The organism is Bradyrhizobium hipponense (genome assembly GCF_008123965.1).
Lineage (GTDB): Bacteria > Pseudomonadota > Alphaproteobacteria > Rhizobiales > Xanthobacteraceae > Bradyrhizobium > Bradyrhizobium hipponense.
Genome location: NZ_VSTH01000078.1, coordinates 202,649 through 221,710 on the forward strand (window position 1 = coordinate 202,649; position 19,062 = coordinate 221,710).

Here is a 19,062-nt window from a genome sequence, read left to right on the forward strand (position 1 = left end):
GCGGGGATTCTCCCGCGGCAATCGCCTCTGTCTCACAAGCGCGAAGGAAATCCAGATGCCCACACGCAGAGATATCATGAAGACCACCCTGGCAGCCGGCGCAGCAGCCGTCTTTGCTCCTGCCAAGTTCGGCCAAGCGGCGGATAGCAAGCTGAGCTGGAAGCATTTTCCGGCGGGCCCCAACGGATTCTTCCGCGCCCCCGTCCTGGTGTCCGGCCCGACTGAAGCTCTCTTGATCGATGGCGGTTTCAGCTTTCCGGATGGACGCGCGCTGGCCGAGGCGATCAAGGCGACGGGCAAGAAGCTGACTGCGATCTACATCAGCCAGTCGGATCCCGACTACTATTTCAGCCTGAAGCCGGTTCGCGAAGCCTTTCCGCGGGTGAAGGTGATCGCCGCGTCGGCGACGCTCGAAGCGATCAAGGGCAATGTCGAGAAGAAGCTCGCGGTATGGGGCCCCCAACTCAAGGAAAACGGCCCGCAGACACTTTCCGATGTCGTGCTGCCCGAGGCCTTTGACGGCCCGTCCTTGACGATCGACGGCGAGACCGTCGAGATCGTCGCCGCCGACGGATTGGCCAACCGCCGCTATCTCTGGGTCCCTTCGCTCAGGGCCGTTTTCGGCGGCGTTATGATATTCTCCGGTGTCCATGTCTGGACCGCCGATACGCCGACTAAGGAACAGCGAGCGGCGTGGATCGCGAACCTCGACAAGATCGCCGAGCGCAAACCGGCCATCGTGGTCGCCGGCCATAGCGCCCCCAGTGCTCCGACAGATCTTTCAGGCGTTCAGCACACCAGAGCGTATCTGGTCGCATTCGAGGAAGAGTTGGCCAAGGCCAAGGACAGCGCAGCCCTGAAGGCCGCGATGGACGCCAGATTCCCCAATCTCGGCATGGGCGTCGCCCTCGATATCGGCTCGAAGGTCGCCAAGGGTGAAATGAAGTGGGGTTGATATTGCGTCCGCTCTCGATCCGATCTGAGCTTGGACGGAAGACTCCTGAAGGAGAGCGGCCGCAATCGGCCGCTCTCCTTCGCGTCCTTGATTTCCTGCCGGACAAGCGACCAGCACTGATCACACGTTCGGTTCACGGCGTAGTCGTGCGGGATATGGCAATTCAAGCCGTGCGGCTATTCGTGCGGGTTCACTTCTTCTTCGCCTTGGGTTGCTTCTTTGGCACCGGGCCCGCTGCGGCTTCCCGTGCCAGTCGCTCTGCCTTCAGCCGCTCTCGATTCTGAGAAAAGGCCTTCTCGGCGAGCGCATGCTCGGACATGGCCTTCTCCGCGTCGACCTGGCGGAAGGCCTTGCGTGCTTCACGCTCCGCTTTACTGATCGGTTTCGGCGGTTCGTATTCACCAAATGTTTTTGTCATCTTTTCCAATCTGATGCTTCTCTCAGGGGTCAATTCTTGCTCTTGAGCCCGGCATCTCGCGCCAGGCGCTCGGCCCTGAGACGTTTATGGTTTTCCTGGAACTCTGGATCGGCGTGGCTGTCCGCTATCGTTTGCCGCGCCCCAACGGGGTTTTGCGCCTTTCGGTCCGCTTCATCCGCGACCTGTTGCTCGGCGGAGCGCTTCCGTTTGGTCATTGCCAGATCCTTGCACCCAGATCCTTGCACCCATGATTGGTCCAGAGCTACCCAAATCATTAGCTATCCAAATCATTTCTGGGGTCTATGATAGACGTTTGTCGCGCAGGCGGCGACTTGAAAGTGGGTGCGGTCTAAACCAACGGCTTCAGCGTCCGGATGCATTGCGTTGCAGCATGCTCCACGCTAGAGCAGCCGTAGATGAACTTTAGAGGTGAGCAAGCACATGTCATATGCTTATAAGCTGAATGAAGACGTTCGCCACCAGCCCCAGGGTCCACAAGGACGTGAAGCAACTGATCCGCCGATGGTTTACACCATCGTTCAATGTATGCCGATCGAGGCAGATGGGCGTCTTCGGTACCGTATCAAGAGCAAGTCGGACAATGTCGAGCGGGTCGTAACGGAAGATCAGCTGTCGTACTTTCAGTGATTGGCGCGCTTGATGAGCGTCGGAGTTTCGCCGTGTTGAATGAACGAGAAAAGATCCTGGTTGCCCTTCGAGAGAAGCCGCTCAAAGTGTACGAGGTCATGAAACGCGCCAATGTCACGAATGAGGAGGCTTGCCAGACCCTGCTGCTGAAAATGCGGGACGAGGGCCTGGTGAAGTTCGATATCCATAAGGGGCGATGGCACGTCGGATGACTGGTGGAATTACGGCGACCATCCAGGCATGTCGTGCCTGGTCGAGTACGCCGTACGAAACCGGCCCGGGTTCTTCATTGCCAGCGCCGGAAGATGACGCTGGCGTTGACGCCTCCAAAGCCGAATCCATTCGAAATCGCATGTTCCATCGTCATCGGCCGGGCCTCGCGGGCGACGACGTCGATACCTTCCGCGGCGGCGTCGCGATTGTCGAGATTGAGAGTGGGCGGCGCGACCTGATCGCGTAACGCAAGAATCGTGAAGATCGCTTCCGCTCCTCCGGCCGCGCCGAGCAGATGCCCCGTCGCCGATTTGGTGGCGCTGACGGCAATTCGCCCCTCGCGGCCGAACACGGCCTTGATCGCTTCCAGTTCGGAAAGGTCGCCAACCGGCGTCGAGGTGGAGTGGGCGTTGAGATGCTGGATATCGCCCGGCTCGAGACCGGCCTGCCGCAGAGCGGCTTCCATGGCGCGGCGCGCGCCGTCGCCGTCCTCGGGTCCTGAGGTGATGTGATAGGCGTCAGCCGTCGTGCCATAGCCCGCGATTTCGGCGATCGGTTGGGCGCCGCGGCGCAGCGCATGTTGCAGTTCCTCGATGACGAGGATACCGGCACCTTCGCCCATGACGAAGCCGTCGCGGTCGCGGTCGAAGGGCCGCGACGCACGCGCCGGCGTTTCGTTGAAGCCGGTCGAAAGCGCCCTGGCGGCCGCGAAGCCGCCGAGACTCACCAGATCGATGCAGGCTTCCGAGCCGCCGCAAATCGCAACATCCGCTTCTTCGGATCGAATGAGGCGCGCGGCATCGCCGATCGCCTGCACGCTCGCGGCGCAAGCGGTGACCGGCGTGCCGATCGGACCCTTGAAGCCGTAGCGGATCGAGACGTGACCGGCTGCGAGATTTGCCAGAAAGGACGGCACGGTGAAGGGCGAGAGCCGCCTGATCCCGCGCTGTTCGGTGGTCCGGACCGCCTCGACGATGGCCGGGAAGCCGCCGATGCCCGATGCGATCACGGTTGCCGTGCGCGCCAGCGACTGTGCGTCGGAAGGGGTCCATGCCGCTTGCGCAATGGCCTCGGCGCTGGCGGCCAATGCGAACAGGATGAAGCGATCCATCCTGCGCTGATCCTTCGCCGGCACAATGAGATCCGGATCGAAGCCTCCATCCGGATCGTCGGCCTTTGTCGGCACGAGTCCACCGACTCGCGCGGGGAGGGCAGCCGCCCATTCGGGAAAGGCGACCAGTCCTGAACGGGCTGCGCACAAGCGCGACCATGCCAAGTCACTGCCGCAGCCCAGCGGCGATACCAAGCCCAATCCTGTAACGACAACGCGACGCATAAAGACTACCTCTTTGAGTTGCCCATCAACCACGCCGTTCGGCTCGACCGAGAGCTCGCGTTCGAACCGAAATGGGGTCCTTGGCAGAGCACCGCAACGCGCCCGACCGGACCACAGCTCCGCAAACCGAGCTGATTGTCATGGCCAAATTTTTCCGTGCGAATTCGGCTAAGCGGCCATTCGCAGCAGATCGACGATGTCGGCTTCGCTTTTGAAGGGCCGCGGATTGGCCTGGACGAAGCGATGATTGATCGCAATCTTGCTGATCTGGTCGAACTTGTCTTCGCCGATACCGACGTCGGCAAGGCGGCCGGGCAGTCCAAGTCTGTTGGTGAATTCTGCGAAGGCAGCTGCGGCTTCCATACCCGGCTCGCCAAGAGCCGACGCAAGGCGCTGCTGCGCATCCTCGGTGAACGGCTTGTTGTAGCGGAGCAGGCTCGGCATGATGACAGGTGTGCAATAGTAGTGCGGAACGCCGAAGGTCCCACCAAGGACGTGGCCGATGCCGTGACTGGCTCCCATCGGGACCCGCGCCTGGAGGCCGAAAGCGGCGAGCCACGCGCCGTATTGAGACAGCCGGCGCGCCTCCAGATCATCAGGTTGCTGCAAGGTCCGGAGCATTCCCTCGCGCAGGGTACGAATGCCTGCCAGGACGACCTCGTCGGCGAGCGGCGTGCCGGCGGGTGAGCACAATGCTTCGATGCCGTGGTCCATCGAGCGCGTTCCCGATCCCATCCAGAGCTTGGAAGGCGTATGAAGCGTGAGGGCGGGGTCGAGAATGATCGCCACCGGCATCATCTTAGGGTGGAAGAAAATCTGCTTCAGCTTCTGGCGCTCATCCGTGACGAGCGCTGCCGCGTTGTATTCGCCGCCGTTCAGTGTGGACGGTACCGCGATCTGTCGGATCTGGGGCGATCGGAACGGAGAAACGGTGACGCCCGGGCCCATGGGGAATGGATCGAAACCCGCTTCATCGCGGATGTCGTGTTCCATCGCCATGATGACGATCTTGGCGAGGTCGATCGCCGAGCCGCCGCCGACCGCGACGACCAGATCGGCTCCTGCGTCATCGGCTTGACGGGCCACCTCGGCAGCTTGCTTGCGCGTGGTGTGCTGCGCAATTCCATCGAAGGTCGCTGCATGCTTGTCGCCAAGCCTCCGCCGGATCTTCTCGATCTCGTCGGTCTTGGTGTTCAAGGTTCGGCTGACGATCAGGAAGACGCGCTTTGCGTCAAGCCGCTCCGCCTCTTCGCTGATCGCCTCGGACGCAGCTTTGCCGTAAATGACGCGGTCAATTGCTGGAAAATTATGTACGCCGGTGCTGCGCATTTTTTGTCCTCCCATCAGTGCCGTGGCCGAGAGCCTCAAGCGGCGAAAGTCTCGCGAACCTGTCTTGTCGCCGCATCCAGAACGGCTTTAGCCAGTTCGGGATCGTTGACGACGCGCGATAGCATCACCGCACCGACCATGGTCGAGAGAATGGCCATGGCCTTGCGGCCGGACTCCTCGCCAGGGGTATCGGCAATGAAGTGGCCGAGGACTTCGAGATGCGCCTTGATGCCCGCTTCGAACGCCGCTTTAACGTCTGGCCCCTGTCTGGCGGCATCTGAGCCGAGCGCCACGATCGGGCAGCCGTCCATCTTTTCTTCGCAATGGTCGGCACTCAGGTAAAACGCGATCACTTCGCCAAGCGGATCACTAGGATTCTCCGCAGCCGCGTCCGACCATCGGCGGGACGCGCTCTCCAGCGCCCGTCTGGACGCCTCGACTGCCAGATCCTCTTTGGACGCGAACTGCTTGTAGAAGGCACCTTGGGTCAGTCCGGCACCCTCCATCAGATCCTTGAGACCGATGCCGTCAAAGCCATGCTCCCGGAAAAGGCGACTTGCCACATTGATTACGGCTTGGCGGTTTTCAGCGGCTTGAATGCGACTCACACGCATCGTGGAACTCCGTTTGGATTTCGTCCGTAATCTAATATTGCACATAGATTTCACCCGCAATCTATCAAGTGGAGATCACGTTTTAGTCAGCGCCTTAGTCAGCGTCGCTTTTTAGATTGCGAACGAACTCTATAAAGCCTATAGAGGTCATGCGAAATCTAAAAGGCGGGAGACGGACATGAAAATGCGGGGCTTTGCGGTGTTGGCCGGTATTCTGATCCCGGCGGGGGTCGCCACATTCGTGACCATTGTCCTTCCCGCGCACGAAGCCGCTGCCGTGAGCGACCCGAGGCAGGAACCGCCGATCGTCAGCCTGGTGAGGGCAGCGCGAGCCGCTGGATCCGACCGTGGCTTCACGGGCGTCGTGGGGGCCAGGGTGGAAAGCAATCTTGGCTTTCGCGTCGCCGGTAAGATCGTGGAACGGCTTGTGAATGTAGGTGAGCAGGTCAAGGCCGGACAGCCGCTGATGCGGATCGACGAGACCGACCTTCACCTTGCGCTGGCGGCCAAGCGCAACGCTGTTGCCGCAGCTCGTGCATCGGTCGTTCAGACCGGCGCGGATGAGCAACGATACGCCAGCCTGGTAAGCGACGGCTGGGCTTCCCGACAGCGCTATGAGCAGGCCAAGGCCGCATCGGACACAGCCAAGGCGCAACTTGCCGCGGCCGAAGCTGACGCACGGGTGGCCGAGAACCAGGAGACCTATTCCGTCCTGGTGGCGAGCGCGGATGGGACGGTCACCCAAACGCTTGGTGAGCCGGGACAAGTGGTCTCCGCGGGACAGCCCGTTATCCGGCTTGCGGAGGCCGGTCCTCGCGAAGCGGTGGTCACGCTTCCCGAAAAAGTCCGACCGGCGATCGGCTCGGTGGCTGAGGCTAGCCTGTATGGGAGCGATGGTCGCCGCTGGACGGCTCATCTCCGGCAGTTGTCGGATTCCGCCGATGCCCAGACGCGCACCTACGAGGCCCGCTACGTGCTCGATGGTGAAGCCGCGGCGGCACCGCTTGGCGCGACGGTCACCATTCGGCTCGCAAGCCAGGAGAGTCAGCCGGAAGTCCAGGTGCCGCTGGGAGCCGTGCTCGACGACGGCAGAAAGACCGGCGTTTGGGTCTTCGACAGCGCGACCTCGACCGTACATTTTCGGCCCATCAAGCTTGTGCGTGTGACCAGCGAAGCCGCCGTGATCTCCGGGATGAGCTCAGGTGATCGGATTGTTTCGCTCGGCGCCCATCTCTTGCAGGACGGCGCTCACGTCAGGACCGCCGCTGAAAGCCGGAACAACTGAAGCGTCTCAATCTTTCCGCGCTGGCCGTTGGAGAAGCCACATGCTGTACAGCTACATCGTCGAGCAAGAAATCCGAAAGACCTTCGACCATGTCAACAACCATCGCTGGGATGAAGCGGTGAAAGCGGTTGCGCCGCATGTCCATCACCGCGTTTCCGGCGCCCACGCGCTTGGCGGCGAGCGCCACGACAAACAGGCCGTGCGCCGCTGGTTTGAGCGGCTCGGACGCGTCCTGCCCACTCTCCATCTCACGGTCAACAACGTCTGGGTGAAGGGCTGGCCCTGGAACACCACAGTCTTTGTCGAGTGGGACGGTACCGCAACGCTTCTCGACGGCGACGCCTCGTACGTCAACCGCGGTCTCCACGTGTTCACTCTGCGGTGGGGCAGAGTCCATGCACTCGAGGAATTTCAAGATTCACAGCAAGCCGCCCGTGGGCTTGGCGTCCAAGCGGCAGCTGGCCTCACAGAAGCTGTCGCCGAACCAATTGTGAGTTAGCAGATGAACCTCAATCTTTCCGCGATCGCCGTTCGCGAACGGGCCGTCACCCTGTTCTTCATCCTCCTGCTGGCAGCCGCAGGCGCCTACGCCTTCCTCATGCTCGGGCGGGCGGAGGACCCCTCCTTCACCATCAAGACCCTGACGGTCACGACGGTATGGCCAGGCGCGACGGCGCGCGAGATGCAGGACCAGGTCGCCGAACCGTTGGAGAAGCGCCTTCAGGAGCTGACCTGGTACGACCGAGTGGAGACGACCACGCGGCCAGGCTATGCGTACATGACGGTGACGCTGAAGGACAGCACACCGCCATCTGCCGTGCAGGAGGAATTCTACCAGGCCCGCAAGAAGCTTGGGGATGAAGCGCGCAAGCTGCCCTCTGGTGTGCTCGGCCCCTTCGTCAACGACGAATATTCCGACGTGAGCTTCGCCCTTTATGCCCTCAAGGCGAAGGGCATGCCGATGCGCGAACTCGCGAGGCAAGCGGAGACCATTCGCCAGGACCTCCTGCACGTGCCTGGCGTCAAGAAGATCAACATCCTCGGCGAACGTCCCGAACAGATATTCATCGAGTTTTCCTATACCAAACTGGCAACCCTCGGCGTGTCGGCACAGGATATTGTTGCCGCCTTGCAGCGGCAGAACACCGTCACACCGGCAGGCTCGATCGACACCAAGGGGCCGCAGGTCTTCATCCGGGTCGACGGCGCCTATGACAGCGTCCAGGCGATTGCCGACACGCCGATCGTCGCTGCGGGGCGAACGCTAAAACTCTCTGACATTGCCGATATCCGCCGCGGCTACGAGGATCCGCCGACCTACCTCATCCGGCATCAGGGTGAACCCACGATCACGCTCGCCGCGGTTATGCAAGAGGGCTGGGATGGCCTCGCGCTCGGCAAGGCGCTGGAGGAGAGGTCCGCAGCTATCGCTCGGACGCTGCCACTCGGGATGACTCTGGCCAAGGTCAGCGACCAAGCCGTCAACATCACCTCGGCGGTTGACGAATTCATGATGAAGTTTGCGATGGCGCTCGGCGTGGTGCTGCTGGTCAGCCTGCTCAGCCTCGGCTGGCGCGTCGGCATCGTCGTGGCGACCGCCGTCCCTCTGACGCTTGCCGTCGTGTTCCTCATCATGCTGGAAACCGGGCGGTTCTTCGACCGCATCACGCTCGGTGCCCTCATCCTGGCGCTTGGTCTTCTCGTGGATGATGCCATCATCGCCATCGAGGTGATGGTGGTGAAAATGGAAGAGGGCATGGACCGCATCGCGGCGGCGGCCTACGCGTGGAGTCACACGGCGGCGCCAATGCTGTCGGGCACACTCGTTACGGTCGCCGGGTTCCTGCCGGTGGGTTTCGCGCGCTCGACGGCGGGCGAATACGCCGGCAACATCTTCTGGGTCGTGGGCTTTGCCCTCATCGTCTCCTGGATCGTCGCGGTGGTCTTCACGCCCTATCTGGGCGTCAAGATGCTGCCCGCGATCAAACCGATCGAAGGTGGTCACCACGCGATTTATGGTACGCCGAACTATCGGCGCTTGCGCGCGCTCATCACCTTCGCCGTGCGCCACAAGTTCGTAACCGTCAGCATTGTCGCCATCGCTTTCGCACTTTCCGCCGTCAGCATGGGCGCGGTCAAGCAGCAGTTCTTCCCGACGTCCGACCGCCCCGAAGTGCTGGTGGAGGTTCGTCTGCCGGAAGGCACCAGCATTGAGACGACGACCGCCGCAGTCGAGAAGCTCGAACACTGGCTGCAGGACCAGCCGGCGGCCAAGATCGTCACGAGCTATGTCGGTCAGGGCGCTCCCCGCTTCTTCTTTGCGATGGCCCCGGAACTGCCAGATCCGGCCTTCGCCAAGATCGTCGTGCTCACACCGGACGCGGAGGCGCGCGAGGCTTTGAAGCGCCGGCTCCAAGAGGCGGTGTCTCAGGGGCTTGCACCCGAGGCCTATGTGCGCGTCACTCAGCTTGTGTTCGGACCCTACACGCCGTTCCCGGTCGAGTTTCGGGTGACGGGGCCTGATCCCGCGCAACTATACGCCATCTCCGATAAAGCGCTCGATATCATGCGAGGCGTGCCCGATGTGCGGCAAGCGAACCGCGATTGGGGTGATCGCACACCCGTGCTTCGCTTCATCCCGGATCAGGATCGACTGAACCTCATCGGCCTCTCGCCAGCGGAAGTGGCCCGGCAGCTCCAGTTCCTTCTCACGGGCGTCGCCGTTACGCAGGTCCGCGAGGACATCCGCAATGTCCCCATCGTGGCACGCAGCGCCGGCGGCGAGCGGCTGGATCCGACACGTCTGGCGGATTTCTCACTGATGAGCCGGGACGGCCGCCCGATTCCGCTCGACCAGATCGGACATTCGGAAATTCGTCTGGAAGAGCCGATCCTGAAGCGCCGCGACCGCACGCCCGTCATCACGATCCGCTCGGACATCAATGAAGCGACCCAGCCTCCAGAAGTTTCCAAGGAGATCATGAAGGCCCTTCAGCCGCTGATCGCAACCCTTCCGGCCGGCTATCGCATCGAATTGGGTGGCTCGATCGAGGAGGCGGAAAAGGCCAACACCGCGCTGGGTAAAATCTTCCCAGCCATGATTGCCGCCATGCTGATCGTCATCATGCTGCAGGTGCGATCCTTCTCGACGATGGCCATGGTCATGCTGACGGCACCGCTCGGCCTCGTCGGCGTCGTGCCGATGCTGCTCGCCTTCAACCAGCCGTTCGGGTTCAACGCCATTCTCGGCCTGATAGGACTGGCGGGCATCCTGATGCGTAACACCCTGATCCTGACCGAACAGATCAAGGAGAACCGTGCTGCCGGCCTCGATGATTACCACGCCGTCATCGAAGCCACCGTGCAGCGCACGAGGCCGGTGATCCTGACCGCGCTTGCCGCCGTGCTGGCCTTCATCCCTCTGACGCATTCCGTGTTCTGGGGTTCGATGGCCTATACTCTGATCGGCGGAACGGCGGTCGGCACGGTCCTGATCCTGCTGTTCCTTCCTGCGCTCTACGTCGCCTGGTTTCGAATCAAGCCGGCCTCGGACGAGCTTTATGAGCATTCTGCGAACGAACCGGAATTGCGAACAGCAATGGCTGCCGAGTAGGGCTCTCTTGGAGGAGGAGACGCTTGAAGTTTTCGCCCGCTCGGTACGCTTGATGATCCGTGGGGCGATCCCGGCCGACCCGTTTCAGTTCTGGAGATATCCGTGAAGTGCCGAACGGGAACAGATGCAGACGAGACGCGGACGCGCATTCTCGAGGTCGCAGAGAAGCGCTTTCGCCGTGTCGGGTATCATAAGACATCTGTGGCCGACATAGCTTCCGAACTCGGCATGAGCCCGACGAATATCTACCGCTTCTTTCCCTCCAGGGATGCGATCAACGAGTCCATCTGCGCGCGGATGGTGGACGAAGTTGCGGATTTCGCTTTTGCGATCGCGCGCGCGAATGCGCCGGCCATGGAAAAACTCGGCCAGCTCCTGACTGCCGTTCACCACCACAACAAGATGACCCTGATCGGGGAAAAGCACATGCACGACCTGATGGTCGCAGCCACGCAAGAAAACTGGCCGATCATCAACGCGCACACGCAGCGGATGGCGACGATCTTCGAGGCAATCATACGGGAGGGCATCGAAGCCGGCGAGTTCGTGATCGAAGATGCGGCGGAAGCCGCGCGAGCGGTCAAGTCAGCGTTCATGCCGTTCTTCCATCCGGTTCTGATCGAGCACTGCGTTCGAAACGGGGAAGATACCGAAGCAGGCCTGTGCAACCAGATACGTTTCATCCTGAAGGCGCTCGGCAAGTCTGAGCCGGCATGGACATAGCCACGATCACATGGCTCCTCAAACGTCTCGAATGGGCCGACATGGTGACCCCGTACGCGCGATCGCGACGATGAACGCCGCACTCTTCCCATGGACGAAAGGAGATCCCATAAATTATCCGTCGCCCACAACCGATCCGGGACTGCGTGACGACCGAACCTCCAGACCAGAAAACCTCGGCGTCCAATAATCTCTCAACTACTTCATGGCAGGCGCTCACTAATGAGCAGCTATTGGTTCTAAAATAGAATTAATTGAAGCGCCTTTCACAGCTTACAACCTCGTCTGCGGGCCCGCGCCAGAGTGGCTCAAACATCGGCGTTTTTCGCACAAATCTCGGGACTGACTTGCCGTGCACGAGAGTAGGCCTGTCGTTCACCGCCCGGCGCATGTCCATCTAATCGCTTGACGAGTTCAAAAAAAGAACTGTAGGCTGCGCGAAGAATATGGCCGAACGCAACGGCCGCGACGTGCCGGATTACGGCTGGACCCGTTCAGCGCGATGCGTCTTCGCAATGACGCGCGACGAGCAGCCACCGGCGCAACAAAACAAAGCCACGTACCCGAAAAGGGTGCACGTTTGGGAGGACGAGCAATGTTGGTGAGATGGAAGATCGTAGCGGCCCTGACTCTATTTTTGAGCGGCCCCGCATTCGCCGCCGACGAGCCGGGAATCTCTGCCACCGAGATCAAGATCGGCGGGGTTTTTCCCTTCAGCGGACCGGCGTCATCGATCGGTCTCGTGGGCAAGGGGCTCATGGCTTACATTCAGGCCTTGAATGACCGCGGCGGCGTCAACGGACGCAAGATCAACTACATCGCCTATGACGACGGATATAGTCCTCCCAAGGCGGTGGAGCACGTCCGCAAGCTCGTTGAAAGCGACGAAGTGTCGTTCATGTTCGGCCAGCTCGGCACCCCCGGCATCTCGGCCACTGCAAAATACCTGAAGGCCAAGGGGGTACCGAGTGTCGCCATCGTCAGTGGATCGTCCAAGTTCACGGACGTCGCCAACTACCCGCTGATCACCACGGGTCTTGTCAGCTACGATACCGAAGGAAAGATCTACGCCAAATATCTGACGAAGACGCTGCCGAACGCCAAATATGCCATCCTCTATCAGAACGACGATCTCGGCAAAGATTACCTCGGTGCTTTCAAGGCGTTTCTCGGCAAGGATTTCGACCGCAAGGTCGTCAGCGCGTCCTATGAGGTCACTGAACCGACGATTGATTCACAGATCACCAATCTGAAGAGCTCGGGTGCCGAGGCCCTGGTGATCGCAGGGACGCCGAAGTTTGCGGCTCAGGCCATCCGGCAAGCCTCGGTGATCGGCTGGAAGGCGACCGTGATCATCAATTTCCCGTCCGGATCGGTCGGAGGCACGCTTGCACCGGCTGGTCTGGACAAATCCATCGGCGTGATGGTCGGGACGATCAACAAGGACATCCTGGATGACACCTGGAAAGACGATCCGGGCATGCAGGCCTACCGGGCATTTTTCGACAAGTATCTGCCGGGCGCCGACATCACCAACGGCAGCTATCTAACCGGCTATCAGCAAGGCGTCCTGCTCGAGCAGATTCTCAAGCAATGCGGTGATGATCTGTCGCGGAAGAATATTCTGGCGCAGGCGAAGAACCTGAAAAATGTCGTCGTTCCGACTGCACTGCCTGGGATCAAGGTCAACACCAGCGACACCGAGAACATGATCTGGACGCAGATGCGGCTGCAGCGCTGGACCGGCACGACGTGGCAAGCCTTCGGAGAAGTCCTGGACGCCAGGTCCGAGTGACTCTGGCGCAGCTCGCTCGCTCTATCCACCCGCGGCAATTCAGGAGATCGTTTTCGATGTCGACGAAGCCACTGACGTTTGCGCCGAGGGAACTCTCCATCGAGCGCCGGACCGACGGCACGCTCATATTGAGGTCGCCGCTTGAATTGGGGCCATGCGACTGGCGCATCACCGACTTTCTGCCGCGCTGGGCAAACGCGGCTCCAGAGCGGATATTCCTCGCGCAGCGCAATGCCAAAGGGGGATGGGACGAGATCAGCTATCGCCAGGCATGGTCGCAGATCCAGGCGGTCGGCCAAAGCCTGATCGACATGGGCGCAAAGCCGGCCGACAGGCTAGCGGTGCTTTCTGGGAACGCCATCGAGAACGCGGTGATCTCCTTTGCGGCGATGTCGATAGGCGTCATTCTGGCGCCGATATCGCCGAACTACACGCTGATGCCCGGCGGCCTTGCGCGTCTCAAGGACATCGCGCGGGTGCTGCGGCCGAACTTCGTTTTCGTCCAGAGCGGACGCGACTTTTCCGCAGCCCGCGCCATTCCCGAATTGGCAGACGCGGCCTGGATCAGCGTCGATGGCGCGCCGGAGACGACGCCCTACCGCGTTCTGACGGACCGAACGGCGTGCGATGGGTTCGCGCGTGCTGCGGGTCCGGTACCCAGCGACGCCGTTGCCAAAATTCTCTTCACGTCCGGTTCGACCGGTCTGCCAAAGGGCGTGTTGAACACGCACCGCATGATGGCGAGCTCCCTGCAAATGGGAAGCCTGCTCGTGTCGCCACCGGAGGCGCCGGTCCAGGTCGAGTGGCTGCCGTGGCACCATACGATGGGCAGCAACGTCATTCTCCACGGCATCCTCAAGAACGGCGGAACGCTCTACATTGATGATGGCCGGCCGCTGCCTCAGCTCTTTCACAAATCGGTTGCGAACCTCAAGGAGATCTCGCCGACGGCGATGTTCAACGTTCCCGCTGGCTATAACCTGTTGTGTGATGCCATCGAGAACGATCTCGCCCTCGGCGCGAGCATCTTCAAGCGGCTGGATAGATTGAGCTACGCGGGGGCCGCAATTTCGCAAGGCACGCTTGAAAAACTCTATCGGCTGACCTCTTCGATCACGGGCCGGCGGATTCCGGTGATGTCGGGCTATGGGACGACCGAAACTGCGCCGACAATCAGCACGACCCACTGGGCAACGGATCAGCCGGGCGAGATTGGTCTTCCCGCGCCGGGCGTGCAGCTGAAACTGATCCCGGTTTCCGATACATACGAGGCCAGGGTCAAGGGTCCCAACGTCACCCCCGGTTATCTCGGAAGCGCCGATTTGACGGCGAAGGCCTTCGACGAGGAGGGATTCTATCGCATCGGCGATACCGTGTCGTTCCTCGATCCCGAGAAGCCGGAGCTCGGTCTGCGTTTCACGGGCAGAATTTCCGAGAACTTCAAGCTCGCGAACGGCACCTGGGTTGCGATCGGGACTATGCGCGCCGCCATCCTGGCCGCAACGCGCGGCGTCTTGCTGGACATCGTCGTTGCGGGAGAAAACCGTGAAGCCTGCGCGCTGCTGTGCTGGCTGAATCCGACCGAGGCGGCGCGGATTGCGAACGCTCCGGCCGCGGATTTGACCTGCGATCCCCGGGTCATCGAATTCCTGAGACTTCGCTTGCAGGAATACAATGAGGCCGTTGGAAGCAGCGAAAAAATCTGCTCGTTCACTCTGCTGAAGGATCCGCCTTCATTGGCCGCAGGAGAAATCACCGACAAGGCCTATGTTAATCAACGCGCCGTGCTCAAACACCGGGCCGAACAAGCGGAGCGTCTCCACTGCGAGGAACCCGACGCAGCTGTGATTCGAGTCTGAGGACGCGTTTGGTGATCGTGGCCGGCTCAAGCGGCGCTGCGCCGCGCCTTCGCCTTCGGCTTGTCAGGTGCCGCTATCGTCAGCGGGCTTTGGGCGCCGGGGCCCGGATGGGTATGAACCTCCTTGGCCAGAAGCGGCTCGCCGCATTCAGAGCACACCATGACCGGGTCGAAGTCCTTTCCGCACTTGCGGTGCTGGTGCAGCAACGGCCGGCCGCGCTCGTCGACCATGTGAGTGTCGCCCCAATGCACCAGCGCCATCATGATCGGATAAAGATCGAGGCCCTTCTGGGTCAGGATATATTCGTGCCGTTTGGGCGCTTCCTGGTAGGGAATGCGGCGCAGGATGCCCAGCCGAACCAGCTTCTTCAGCCGTTCAGCAAGCAGATGGCGTGTAATTCCGAGCGCCGACTGAAATCCTTCGAAGCGCCGCGTGCGCAGAAAGCATTCGCGCAGGATCAGAAGCGTCCAGCGGTCGCCGATCACGCCAATGGTCCGGGCCATCGAACACGGCTCTTCCTCGAGTTCCTTCCACTTCATCCGTACTCTCCAGTCGTCGCGGCATGGCCGCCTCGAATCGTCGCTGAGGCCGTTCCATTTCTTGCATTCTAGATAGGTACTGAATTCCAAACAATACCCCGGTCACTAGGCCAAACCAGCGCAAATCCGGCCAAATTTGACAGTTCGATTTTAGAACTATAGAGATGAGCTCAGGCAAGGCTTGCGATTGGATCGCCGGTCTTTGACCATCCAATGCGCTCTGCGGGAGAAAGCGGTCATGACCCCCAAGGTTGAATTCCAGTTCGATTTCGGCAGCCCGAACGCCTATCTGGCGGAAGTCGCCATTCCCGGCATCGAGCAGCGGACCGGCGCGAAGTTCGAGTACGTCCCGGTCCTGCTTGGCGGGATCTACAAGGCGACCGGCAACATGTCGCCGTTCGACTCGCTCCGCGGGATCAAGAACAAGCCGGAATACCAGGCGCTCGAGACCCAGCGGTTCATCCGGCGCCACAACATCACGAAATTTCGCCAGAATTCCTTCTTCCCAGTCAACACCTTGATGCTGATGCGCGGCGCCGTCGCGGCCCAGTTCGAAGGCGTGTTCGAACCCTATTTCCGCGCCGCCTATCATCACATGTGGGAAGAGCCCAAGAAGATGGACGATCCCGAGGTGTTCCGGAGCGCATTTGCTTCCTCGGGGATCGACATCGACAGGCTGGTCGCGCGCGCGCAGCAGGACGACGTCAAGAAGAAGCTGATCGACTTGACCAATGACGCGGTCGCCCGCGGTGCTTTCGGTTCACCGACGTTCTTCGTTGGCAAGGAGATGTTCTTCGGCAAGGATCAACTCCGGGACGTCGAGGAATCGATCGTCGAACAATCCCGGCAGCCGGTTTCCAAAGCCGGCTAGTTACCGTTTGCGGACCGGGGCTATCGTGACGAGGGCACCTGCGGGAAGCTAAAGTGACCCTCGGCCCGTTGGCAGAAAAAAAGATCCAGGGAGAGTGAAATGGCTGGTCCGCTGAGCGGCGTTCGTGTCCTCGATCTGACCGGCGTGGTGTCGGGCCCGTTTGCGACCATGTTTCTCGCTGATCAGGGCGCCGACGTGCTCAAGATCGAGCCGATCGGCGGCGATATCACCCGTCGCAGCCGCGCCACCATCGACAAGGATGGCGAGTTCTCCGCGCTGTTCATCTCTTCAAACCGCGGCAAGCGTTCGCTCTCGATCGACGTCAAGAGCCCAGCCGGGCGCGAGGTGCTGGCCAAACTGGTCGCGCAGGCCGATGTCCTGGTGCAGAACTTCCGGCCCGGCACCATGGAGCGCCTCGGCCTCGGCGTCGAAGAGCTGCGCCAGCGTCACCCGCGCCTGATCTACGTCTCGATCAGCGGCGTCGGCGAGACCGGACCCTATGTGAAGAAGCGCGTCTACGATCCGATCATTCAGGGCCTGTCGGGCTTTGCAGATATCCAGTCGCAGCCGGTCACCAATCGCCCGCAGATGATCCGCACCATCGTATGCGACAAGACCACCGCGGTGTTCACGGCGCAGGCGGTGGCGGCCGCGCTCTATGCGCGCGAGAAAACCGGGAAGGGGGATCACATCCAGGTCGCGATGCTGGATGCCATGATTTCCTACCTCTGGCCGGAAGGCATGATGCAGTACACCGTGGTCGGAGCCGAGGCCGCCGCCGCCGATCCCAACGACCGGCCGGATCTCGTGTTCAAGACCAGCGACGGCTACATCACGGCCGGCACCATCTCCGATTCCGAATGGCAGGGCTTCTGCCGCGCGTCCGGCGATCCCGAACTCGCCAACGATCCCCGGTTTGCGACCCCGTCGGCGCGCTCCGTCAACGCCACGGCGCGCATCAACAAGATGGCGGAGTATATCGGCCAGCACACCACCGCCGAATGGCTGGAGCGTCTGGACGCCGCGGATGTCCCTTGCGCGCCCATTCTGCGGCGCGGCGAGATCATCCACAATGAACAGGTGGTGGCGCGCGGGATCATCGCGGAATTCGATCAGCCGAAGGTCGGCCGGGTGCGGCAGCCGAAGCCCGCAGCCCGCTTCGAAGTCAACCAGGCCGCGATCGGCGGACCGGCCCCTCGCGTCGGCGAGCACTCGCGCGAGGTGCTGCGCGAGCTGGGTTACGGCGATGACGCGATCGACGACATGGTCGCCGCGCGCACGTTGCGCGTGGCCGGGTAGGCCGAAGCGCTTCGGGCGATCGGCTCTCAGGCCTTGCCAGGCATCGGTGTAATCGACGCTAGCGGAGCATTCGCCGCAGCCGCGCGCAGGTAAGCCTCCCGACTTCGCATACGCTCGAGATAGGGCTGCGCATTGTTGCAAATGCCGACACCATATGCGACCGCCCAGTCGAGGCACGTCGTCAGCAGGATATCGGCGCTGCTGAAGCGGTCGCCCATCAGGAACTGTCGGCCGTCGGCGAGCGCGACCTCGACATGGCGCAACTGCGCCCGAAAATATTCCGCGGCTTGAGCTACGACCTCCGGCGCGACGCCGTAGATCGGGCCGAGCGCATCGGCGCTGTGGCGGCGCATCACGTACAGGCTGGTAGAGTCGAGCTCGGTGACGATAAAGAAGCACCATTCCAGCCACGCGGCATAGTCGCGGGTTGATTCCGGAATCAATGCACGCTCCGGCGTGGAATACATGCGCGACAAATATGCGACGATCGCGGCGCTCTCGCCGATGCGGAAGTCACCGTCCTGCAGCAGCGGAATCTTCTGGCGCGGATTGAGCCTGGTATATTCGGGGGTCTTGGTCTCACCGGTCCGCGGGCCGATCGGTTTGACCTTGTAAGCCAGGCCCAGCTCGTGCATCGCCCAGTGCGGTCGAACGGTGCGGCTTGTCCCGACGCCCCACAGGGTGAGGTCTGGATTGTCGCTCATGTCACCATTTCTCTGCAGCCGGGCGAAGATCGAGTTCATGGGTCCAGCCGTCGCGGCTTTGCTGATGGGCAAACCAATACGCTTCGGCAATCGAGGAGGTCTTGGTCAGGCTGTCGGGAGGGATCTCGCTTGCCTCGATCCCCTTGGCCGCCTTCATGCGCTGATGAATGGCTTCGCTATCGACGCCGGCATCGATGATGAGGTGGACGACATGAATATTCTCGGGCCCGAGCTCGCGCGCCATGGCCTGGGCCAGCGCGCGAAGGCCGAATTTTGCCGATGAGAACGCGGCAAAGCCCTTGCTGCCGCGGATGCTTGCGGTTGCACCGGTAAAGAAGATGGTGCCCCGCCCGCGCGGCAGCATGACGCGCGCAGCTTCGCGTCCGACCAGGAATCCGGCGTAGCACGCCAGCTCCCAGGCCTTGAAGAACAGCTTCTCCGTGGTCTCCAGCAGCGGCTTGTTGACGTTCGATCCGGCATTGAACAGGCAGATCTCGATCGGCCCGATCTCGCGTTCGACGTCCGCGAACAACTTCTGGACCTCCGCTTCCTGGCGGGCGTCGACGCTGAAAGCGTGGATGCTTTGGCCTTTCGCCCTGAGCTCATCCACAAGCGCCTGGGATTTGGCTGGATCGCGTCTGCAGATGCAAACAGTGTAGCCGCCGCTGGCAAACCGGCGTGCAACGGCAGCACCGATGGCATCGCCCGCGCCGACCAGCATCGCGACCCCGCGACTTTCTCCCATGCTCGTCTCTCCCATAAGTTCTTATTTGATACGCTATCGGTATCGGCTGAAAGACGGGTTGTAAACTGAGTTTTGGAGAGTCCCTGAATATGGCAGCGAAGTTGCCATTTTCCGAT

18 protein-coding genes are annotated in these 19,062 nt (G+C 61.5%); 10 read left to right on the forward strand and 8 right to left on the reverse strand.

Annotation, left to right across the window (positions count from 1 at the left end; translation table 11 throughout):
- The first annotated feature begins 55 nt into the window (after positions 1–55).
- The gene (locus FXV83_RS23360) at positions 56–955 is read left to right on the forward strand and encodes an MBL fold metallo-hydrolase (protein ID WP_187436099.1); all 900 of its coding nucleotides are present in this window, start codon (positions 56–58) and stop codon (positions 953–955) included.
- Positions 956–1,145: 190 nt separating this feature from the next.
- Here FXV83_RS23360 and FXV83_RS23365 read toward each other — a convergent pair whose 3' ends face one another.
- Both FXV83_RS23365 and FXV83_RS23370 read right to left on the reverse strand, forming a co-directional pair.
- Complete coding sequence (locus FXV83_RS23365) at positions 1,146–1,373, reverse strand: hypothetical protein (RefSeq protein ID WP_148741764.1); 228 nt, start codon at positions 1,371–1,373, stop codon at positions 1,146–1,148.
- A gap of 29 nt (positions 1,374–1,402) precedes the next feature.
- A complete protein-coding gene (locus tag FXV83_RS23370; protein WP_148741710.1) occupies positions 1,403–1,588 on the reverse strand; it encodes a hypothetical protein in 186 nt (61 codons plus the stop codon).
- 465 nt (positions 1,589–2,053) lie between these two features.
- Between FXV83_RS23370 and FXV83_RS23380 the strand changes: the two genes are divergently transcribed.
- Positions 2,054–2,233 carry a hypothetical protein gene (locus FXV83_RS23380; RefSeq protein ID WP_148741711.1) on the forward strand — a complete coding sequence of 60 codons (180 nt, stop codon included), beginning with the start codon at positions 2,054–2,056 and terminating at the stop codon, positions 2,231–2,233.
- A 74-nt stretch (positions 2,234–2,307) separates the two neighbouring features.
- Here FXV83_RS23380 and fabF read toward each other — a convergent pair whose 3' ends face one another.
- The 3 genes from fabF to FXV83_RS23395 form a co-directional block, all read right to left on the reverse strand.
- Entirely contained in the window at positions 2,308–3,570 is a 1,263-nt protein-coding gene (gene fabF, locus FXV83_RS23385; protein WP_148741712.1) for a beta-ketoacyl-ACP synthase II, read from the reverse strand.
- A gap of 168 nt (positions 3,571–3,738) precedes the next feature.
- Entirely contained in the window at positions 3,739–4,899 is a 1,161-nt protein-coding gene (locus FXV83_RS23390; protein ID WP_148741713.1) for an iron-containing alcohol dehydrogenase, read from the reverse strand.
- Between the two features lie 35 nt (positions 4,900–4,934).
- Positions 4,935–5,513 (reverse strand): TetR/AcrR family transcriptional regulator, encoded by a 579-nt coding sequence (locus FXV83_RS23395; protein WP_148741714.1) that lies wholly within the window; start codon positions 5,511–5,513, stop codon positions 4,935–4,937.
- Between the two features lie 178 nt (positions 5,514–5,691).
- Between FXV83_RS23395 and FXV83_RS23400 the strand changes: the two genes are divergently transcribed.
- From FXV83_RS23400 to FXV83_RS23425, 6 genes are all read left to right on the forward strand, one after another.
- A complete protein-coding gene (locus FXV83_RS23400; protein ID WP_148741715.1) occupies positions 5,692–6,798 on the forward strand; it encodes an efflux RND transporter periplasmic adaptor subunit in 1,107 nt (368 codons plus the stop codon).
- 40 nt (positions 6,799–6,838) lie between these two features.
- The gene (locus FXV83_RS23405; protein ID WP_148741716.1) at positions 6,839–7,297 is read left to right on the forward strand and encodes a nuclear transport factor 2 family protein; all 459 of its coding nucleotides are present in this window, start codon (positions 6,839–6,841) and stop codon (positions 7,295–7,297) included.
- 3 nt (positions 7,298–7,300) lie between these two features.
- Positions 7,301–10,411, forward strand: a complete 3,111-nt coding sequence (locus tag FXV83_RS23410; protein ID WP_148741717.1) for an efflux RND transporter permease subunit — start codon at positions 7,301–7,303, stop codon at positions 10,409–10,411.
- A gap of 102 nt (positions 10,412–10,513) precedes the next feature.
- Positions 10,514–11,134, forward strand: a complete 621-nt coding sequence (locus tag FXV83_RS23415) for a TetR/AcrR family transcriptional regulator (protein ID WP_347341079.1) — start codon at positions 10,514–10,516, stop codon at positions 11,132–11,134.
- 595 nt (positions 11,135–11,729) lie between these two features.
- Positions 11,730–12,929, forward strand: coding sequence for an ABC transporter substrate-binding protein (locus FXV83_RS23420; RefSeq protein ID WP_148741719.1), 1,200 nt, complete (start codon positions 11,730–11,732; stop codon positions 12,927–12,929).
- A gap of 56 nt (positions 12,930–12,985) precedes the next feature.
- Entirely contained in the window at positions 12,986–14,788 is a 1,803-nt protein-coding gene (locus tag FXV83_RS23425; RefSeq protein WP_148741720.1) for an AMP-binding protein, read from the forward strand.
- A gap of 26 nt (positions 14,789–14,814) precedes the next feature.
- On the opposite strand, the gene FXV83_RS23430 is transcribed toward FXV83_RS23425, so the two are convergent.
- Positions 14,815–15,327 carry a winged helix-turn-helix transcriptional regulator gene (locus FXV83_RS23430; RefSeq protein ID WP_148741721.1) on the reverse strand — a complete coding sequence of 171 codons (513 nt, stop codon included), beginning with the start codon at positions 15,325–15,327 and terminating at the stop codon, positions 14,815–14,817.
- A 238-nt stretch (positions 15,328–15,565) separates the two neighbouring features.
- Here FXV83_RS23430 and FXV83_RS23435 point away from each other — a divergent pair, with 238 nt between their 5' ends.
- Together FXV83_RS23435 and FXV83_RS23440 are read left to right on the forward strand one after the other, a co-directional pair.
- A complete protein-coding gene (locus FXV83_RS23435; protein ID WP_148741722.1) occupies positions 15,566–16,198 on the forward strand; it encodes a 2-hydroxychromene-2-carboxylate isomerase in 633 nt (210 codons plus the stop codon).
- Positions 16,199–16,297: 99 nt separating this feature from the next.
- Complete coding sequence (locus FXV83_RS23440) at positions 16,298–17,497, forward strand: CaiB/BaiF CoA transferase family protein (RefSeq protein WP_148741723.1); 1,200 nt, start codon at positions 16,298–16,300, stop codon at positions 17,495–17,497.
- A gap of 26 nt (positions 17,498–17,523) precedes the next feature.
- Here the strand turns inward: FXV83_RS23440 and FXV83_RS23445 are convergent, their stop codons facing one another.
- Complete coding sequence (locus FXV83_RS23445; RefSeq protein ID WP_148741724.1) at positions 17,524–18,201, reverse strand: glutathione S-transferase family protein; 678 nt, start codon at positions 18,199–18,201, stop codon at positions 17,524–17,526.
- 1 nt (position 18,202) lies between these two features.
- On the reverse strand, positions 18,203–18,946 hold the full coding sequence (locus tag FXV83_RS23450; protein ID WP_148741725.1) for an SDR family NAD(P)-dependent oxidoreductase: 744 nt from the start codon (positions 18,944–18,946) through the stop codon (positions 18,203–18,205).
- Positions 18,947–19,062 lie beyond the last annotated feature (116 nt).

Bases quoted from the DNA above. Each gene is read 5' to 3' on its own strand.
- FXV83_RS23360 (WP_187436099.1), top strand. From the start codon at position 56: ATGCCCACACGCAGAGATATCATGAAGACCACCCTGGCAGCCGGCGCA.
- FXV83_RS23365 (WP_148741764.1), bottom strand. From the start codon at position 1,373: ATGACAAAAACATTTGGTGAATACGAACCGCCGAAACCGATCAGTAAA.
- FXV83_RS23370 (WP_148741710.1), bottom strand. From the start codon at position 1,588: ATGACCAAACGGAAGCGCTCCGCCGAGCAACAGGTCGCGGATGAAGCG.
- fabF (WP_148741712.1), bottom strand. From the start codon at position 3,570: ATGCGTCGCGTTGTCGTTACAGGATTGGGCTTGGTATCGCCGCTGGGC.
- FXV83_RS23390 (WP_148741713.1), bottom strand. From the start codon at position 4,899: ATGCGCAGCACCGGCGTACATAATTTTCCAGCAATTGACCGCGTCATT.
- FXV83_RS23395 (WP_148741714.1), bottom strand. From the start codon at position 5,513: ATGCGTGTGAGTCGCATTCAAGCCGCTGAAAACCGCCAAGCCGTAATC.
- FXV83_RS23400 (WP_148741715.1), top strand. From the start codon at position 5,692: ATGAAAATGCGGGGCTTTGCGGTGTTGGCCGGTATTCTGATCCCGGCG.
- FXV83_RS23405 (WP_148741716.1), top strand. From the start codon at position 6,839: ATGCTGTACAGCTACATCGTCGAGCAAGAAATCCGAAAGACCTTCGAC.
- FXV83_RS23410 (WP_148741717.1), top strand. From the start codon at position 7,301: ATGAACCTCAATCTTTCCGCGATCGCCGTTCGCGAACGGGCCGTCACC.
- FXV83_RS23420 (WP_148741719.1), top strand. From the start codon at position 11,730: ATGTTGGTGAGATGGAAGATCGTAGCGGCCCTGACTCTATTTTTGAGC.
- FXV83_RS23425 (WP_148741720.1), top strand. From the start codon at position 12,986: ATGTCGACGAAGCCACTGACGTTTGCGCCGAGGGAACTCTCCATCGAG.
- FXV83_RS23430 (WP_148741721.1), bottom strand. From the start codon at position 15,327: ATGAAGTGGAAGGAACTCGAGGAAGAGCCGTGTTCGATGGCCCGGACC.
- FXV83_RS23435 (WP_148741722.1), top strand. From the start codon at position 15,566: ATGACCCCCAAGGTTGAATTCCAGTTCGATTTCGGCAGCCCGAACGCC.
- FXV83_RS23440 (WP_148741723.1), top strand. From the start codon at position 16,298: ATGGCTGGTCCGCTGAGCGGCGTTCGTGTCCTCGATCTGACCGGCGTG.
- FXV83_RS23445 (WP_148741724.1), bottom strand. From the start codon at position 18,201: ATGAGCGACAATCCAGACCTCACCCTGTGGGGCGTCGGGACAAGCCGC.
- FXV83_RS23450 (WP_148741725.1), bottom strand. From the start codon at position 18,946: ATGGGAGAAAGTCGCGGGGTCGCGATGCTGGTCGGCGCGGGCGATGCC.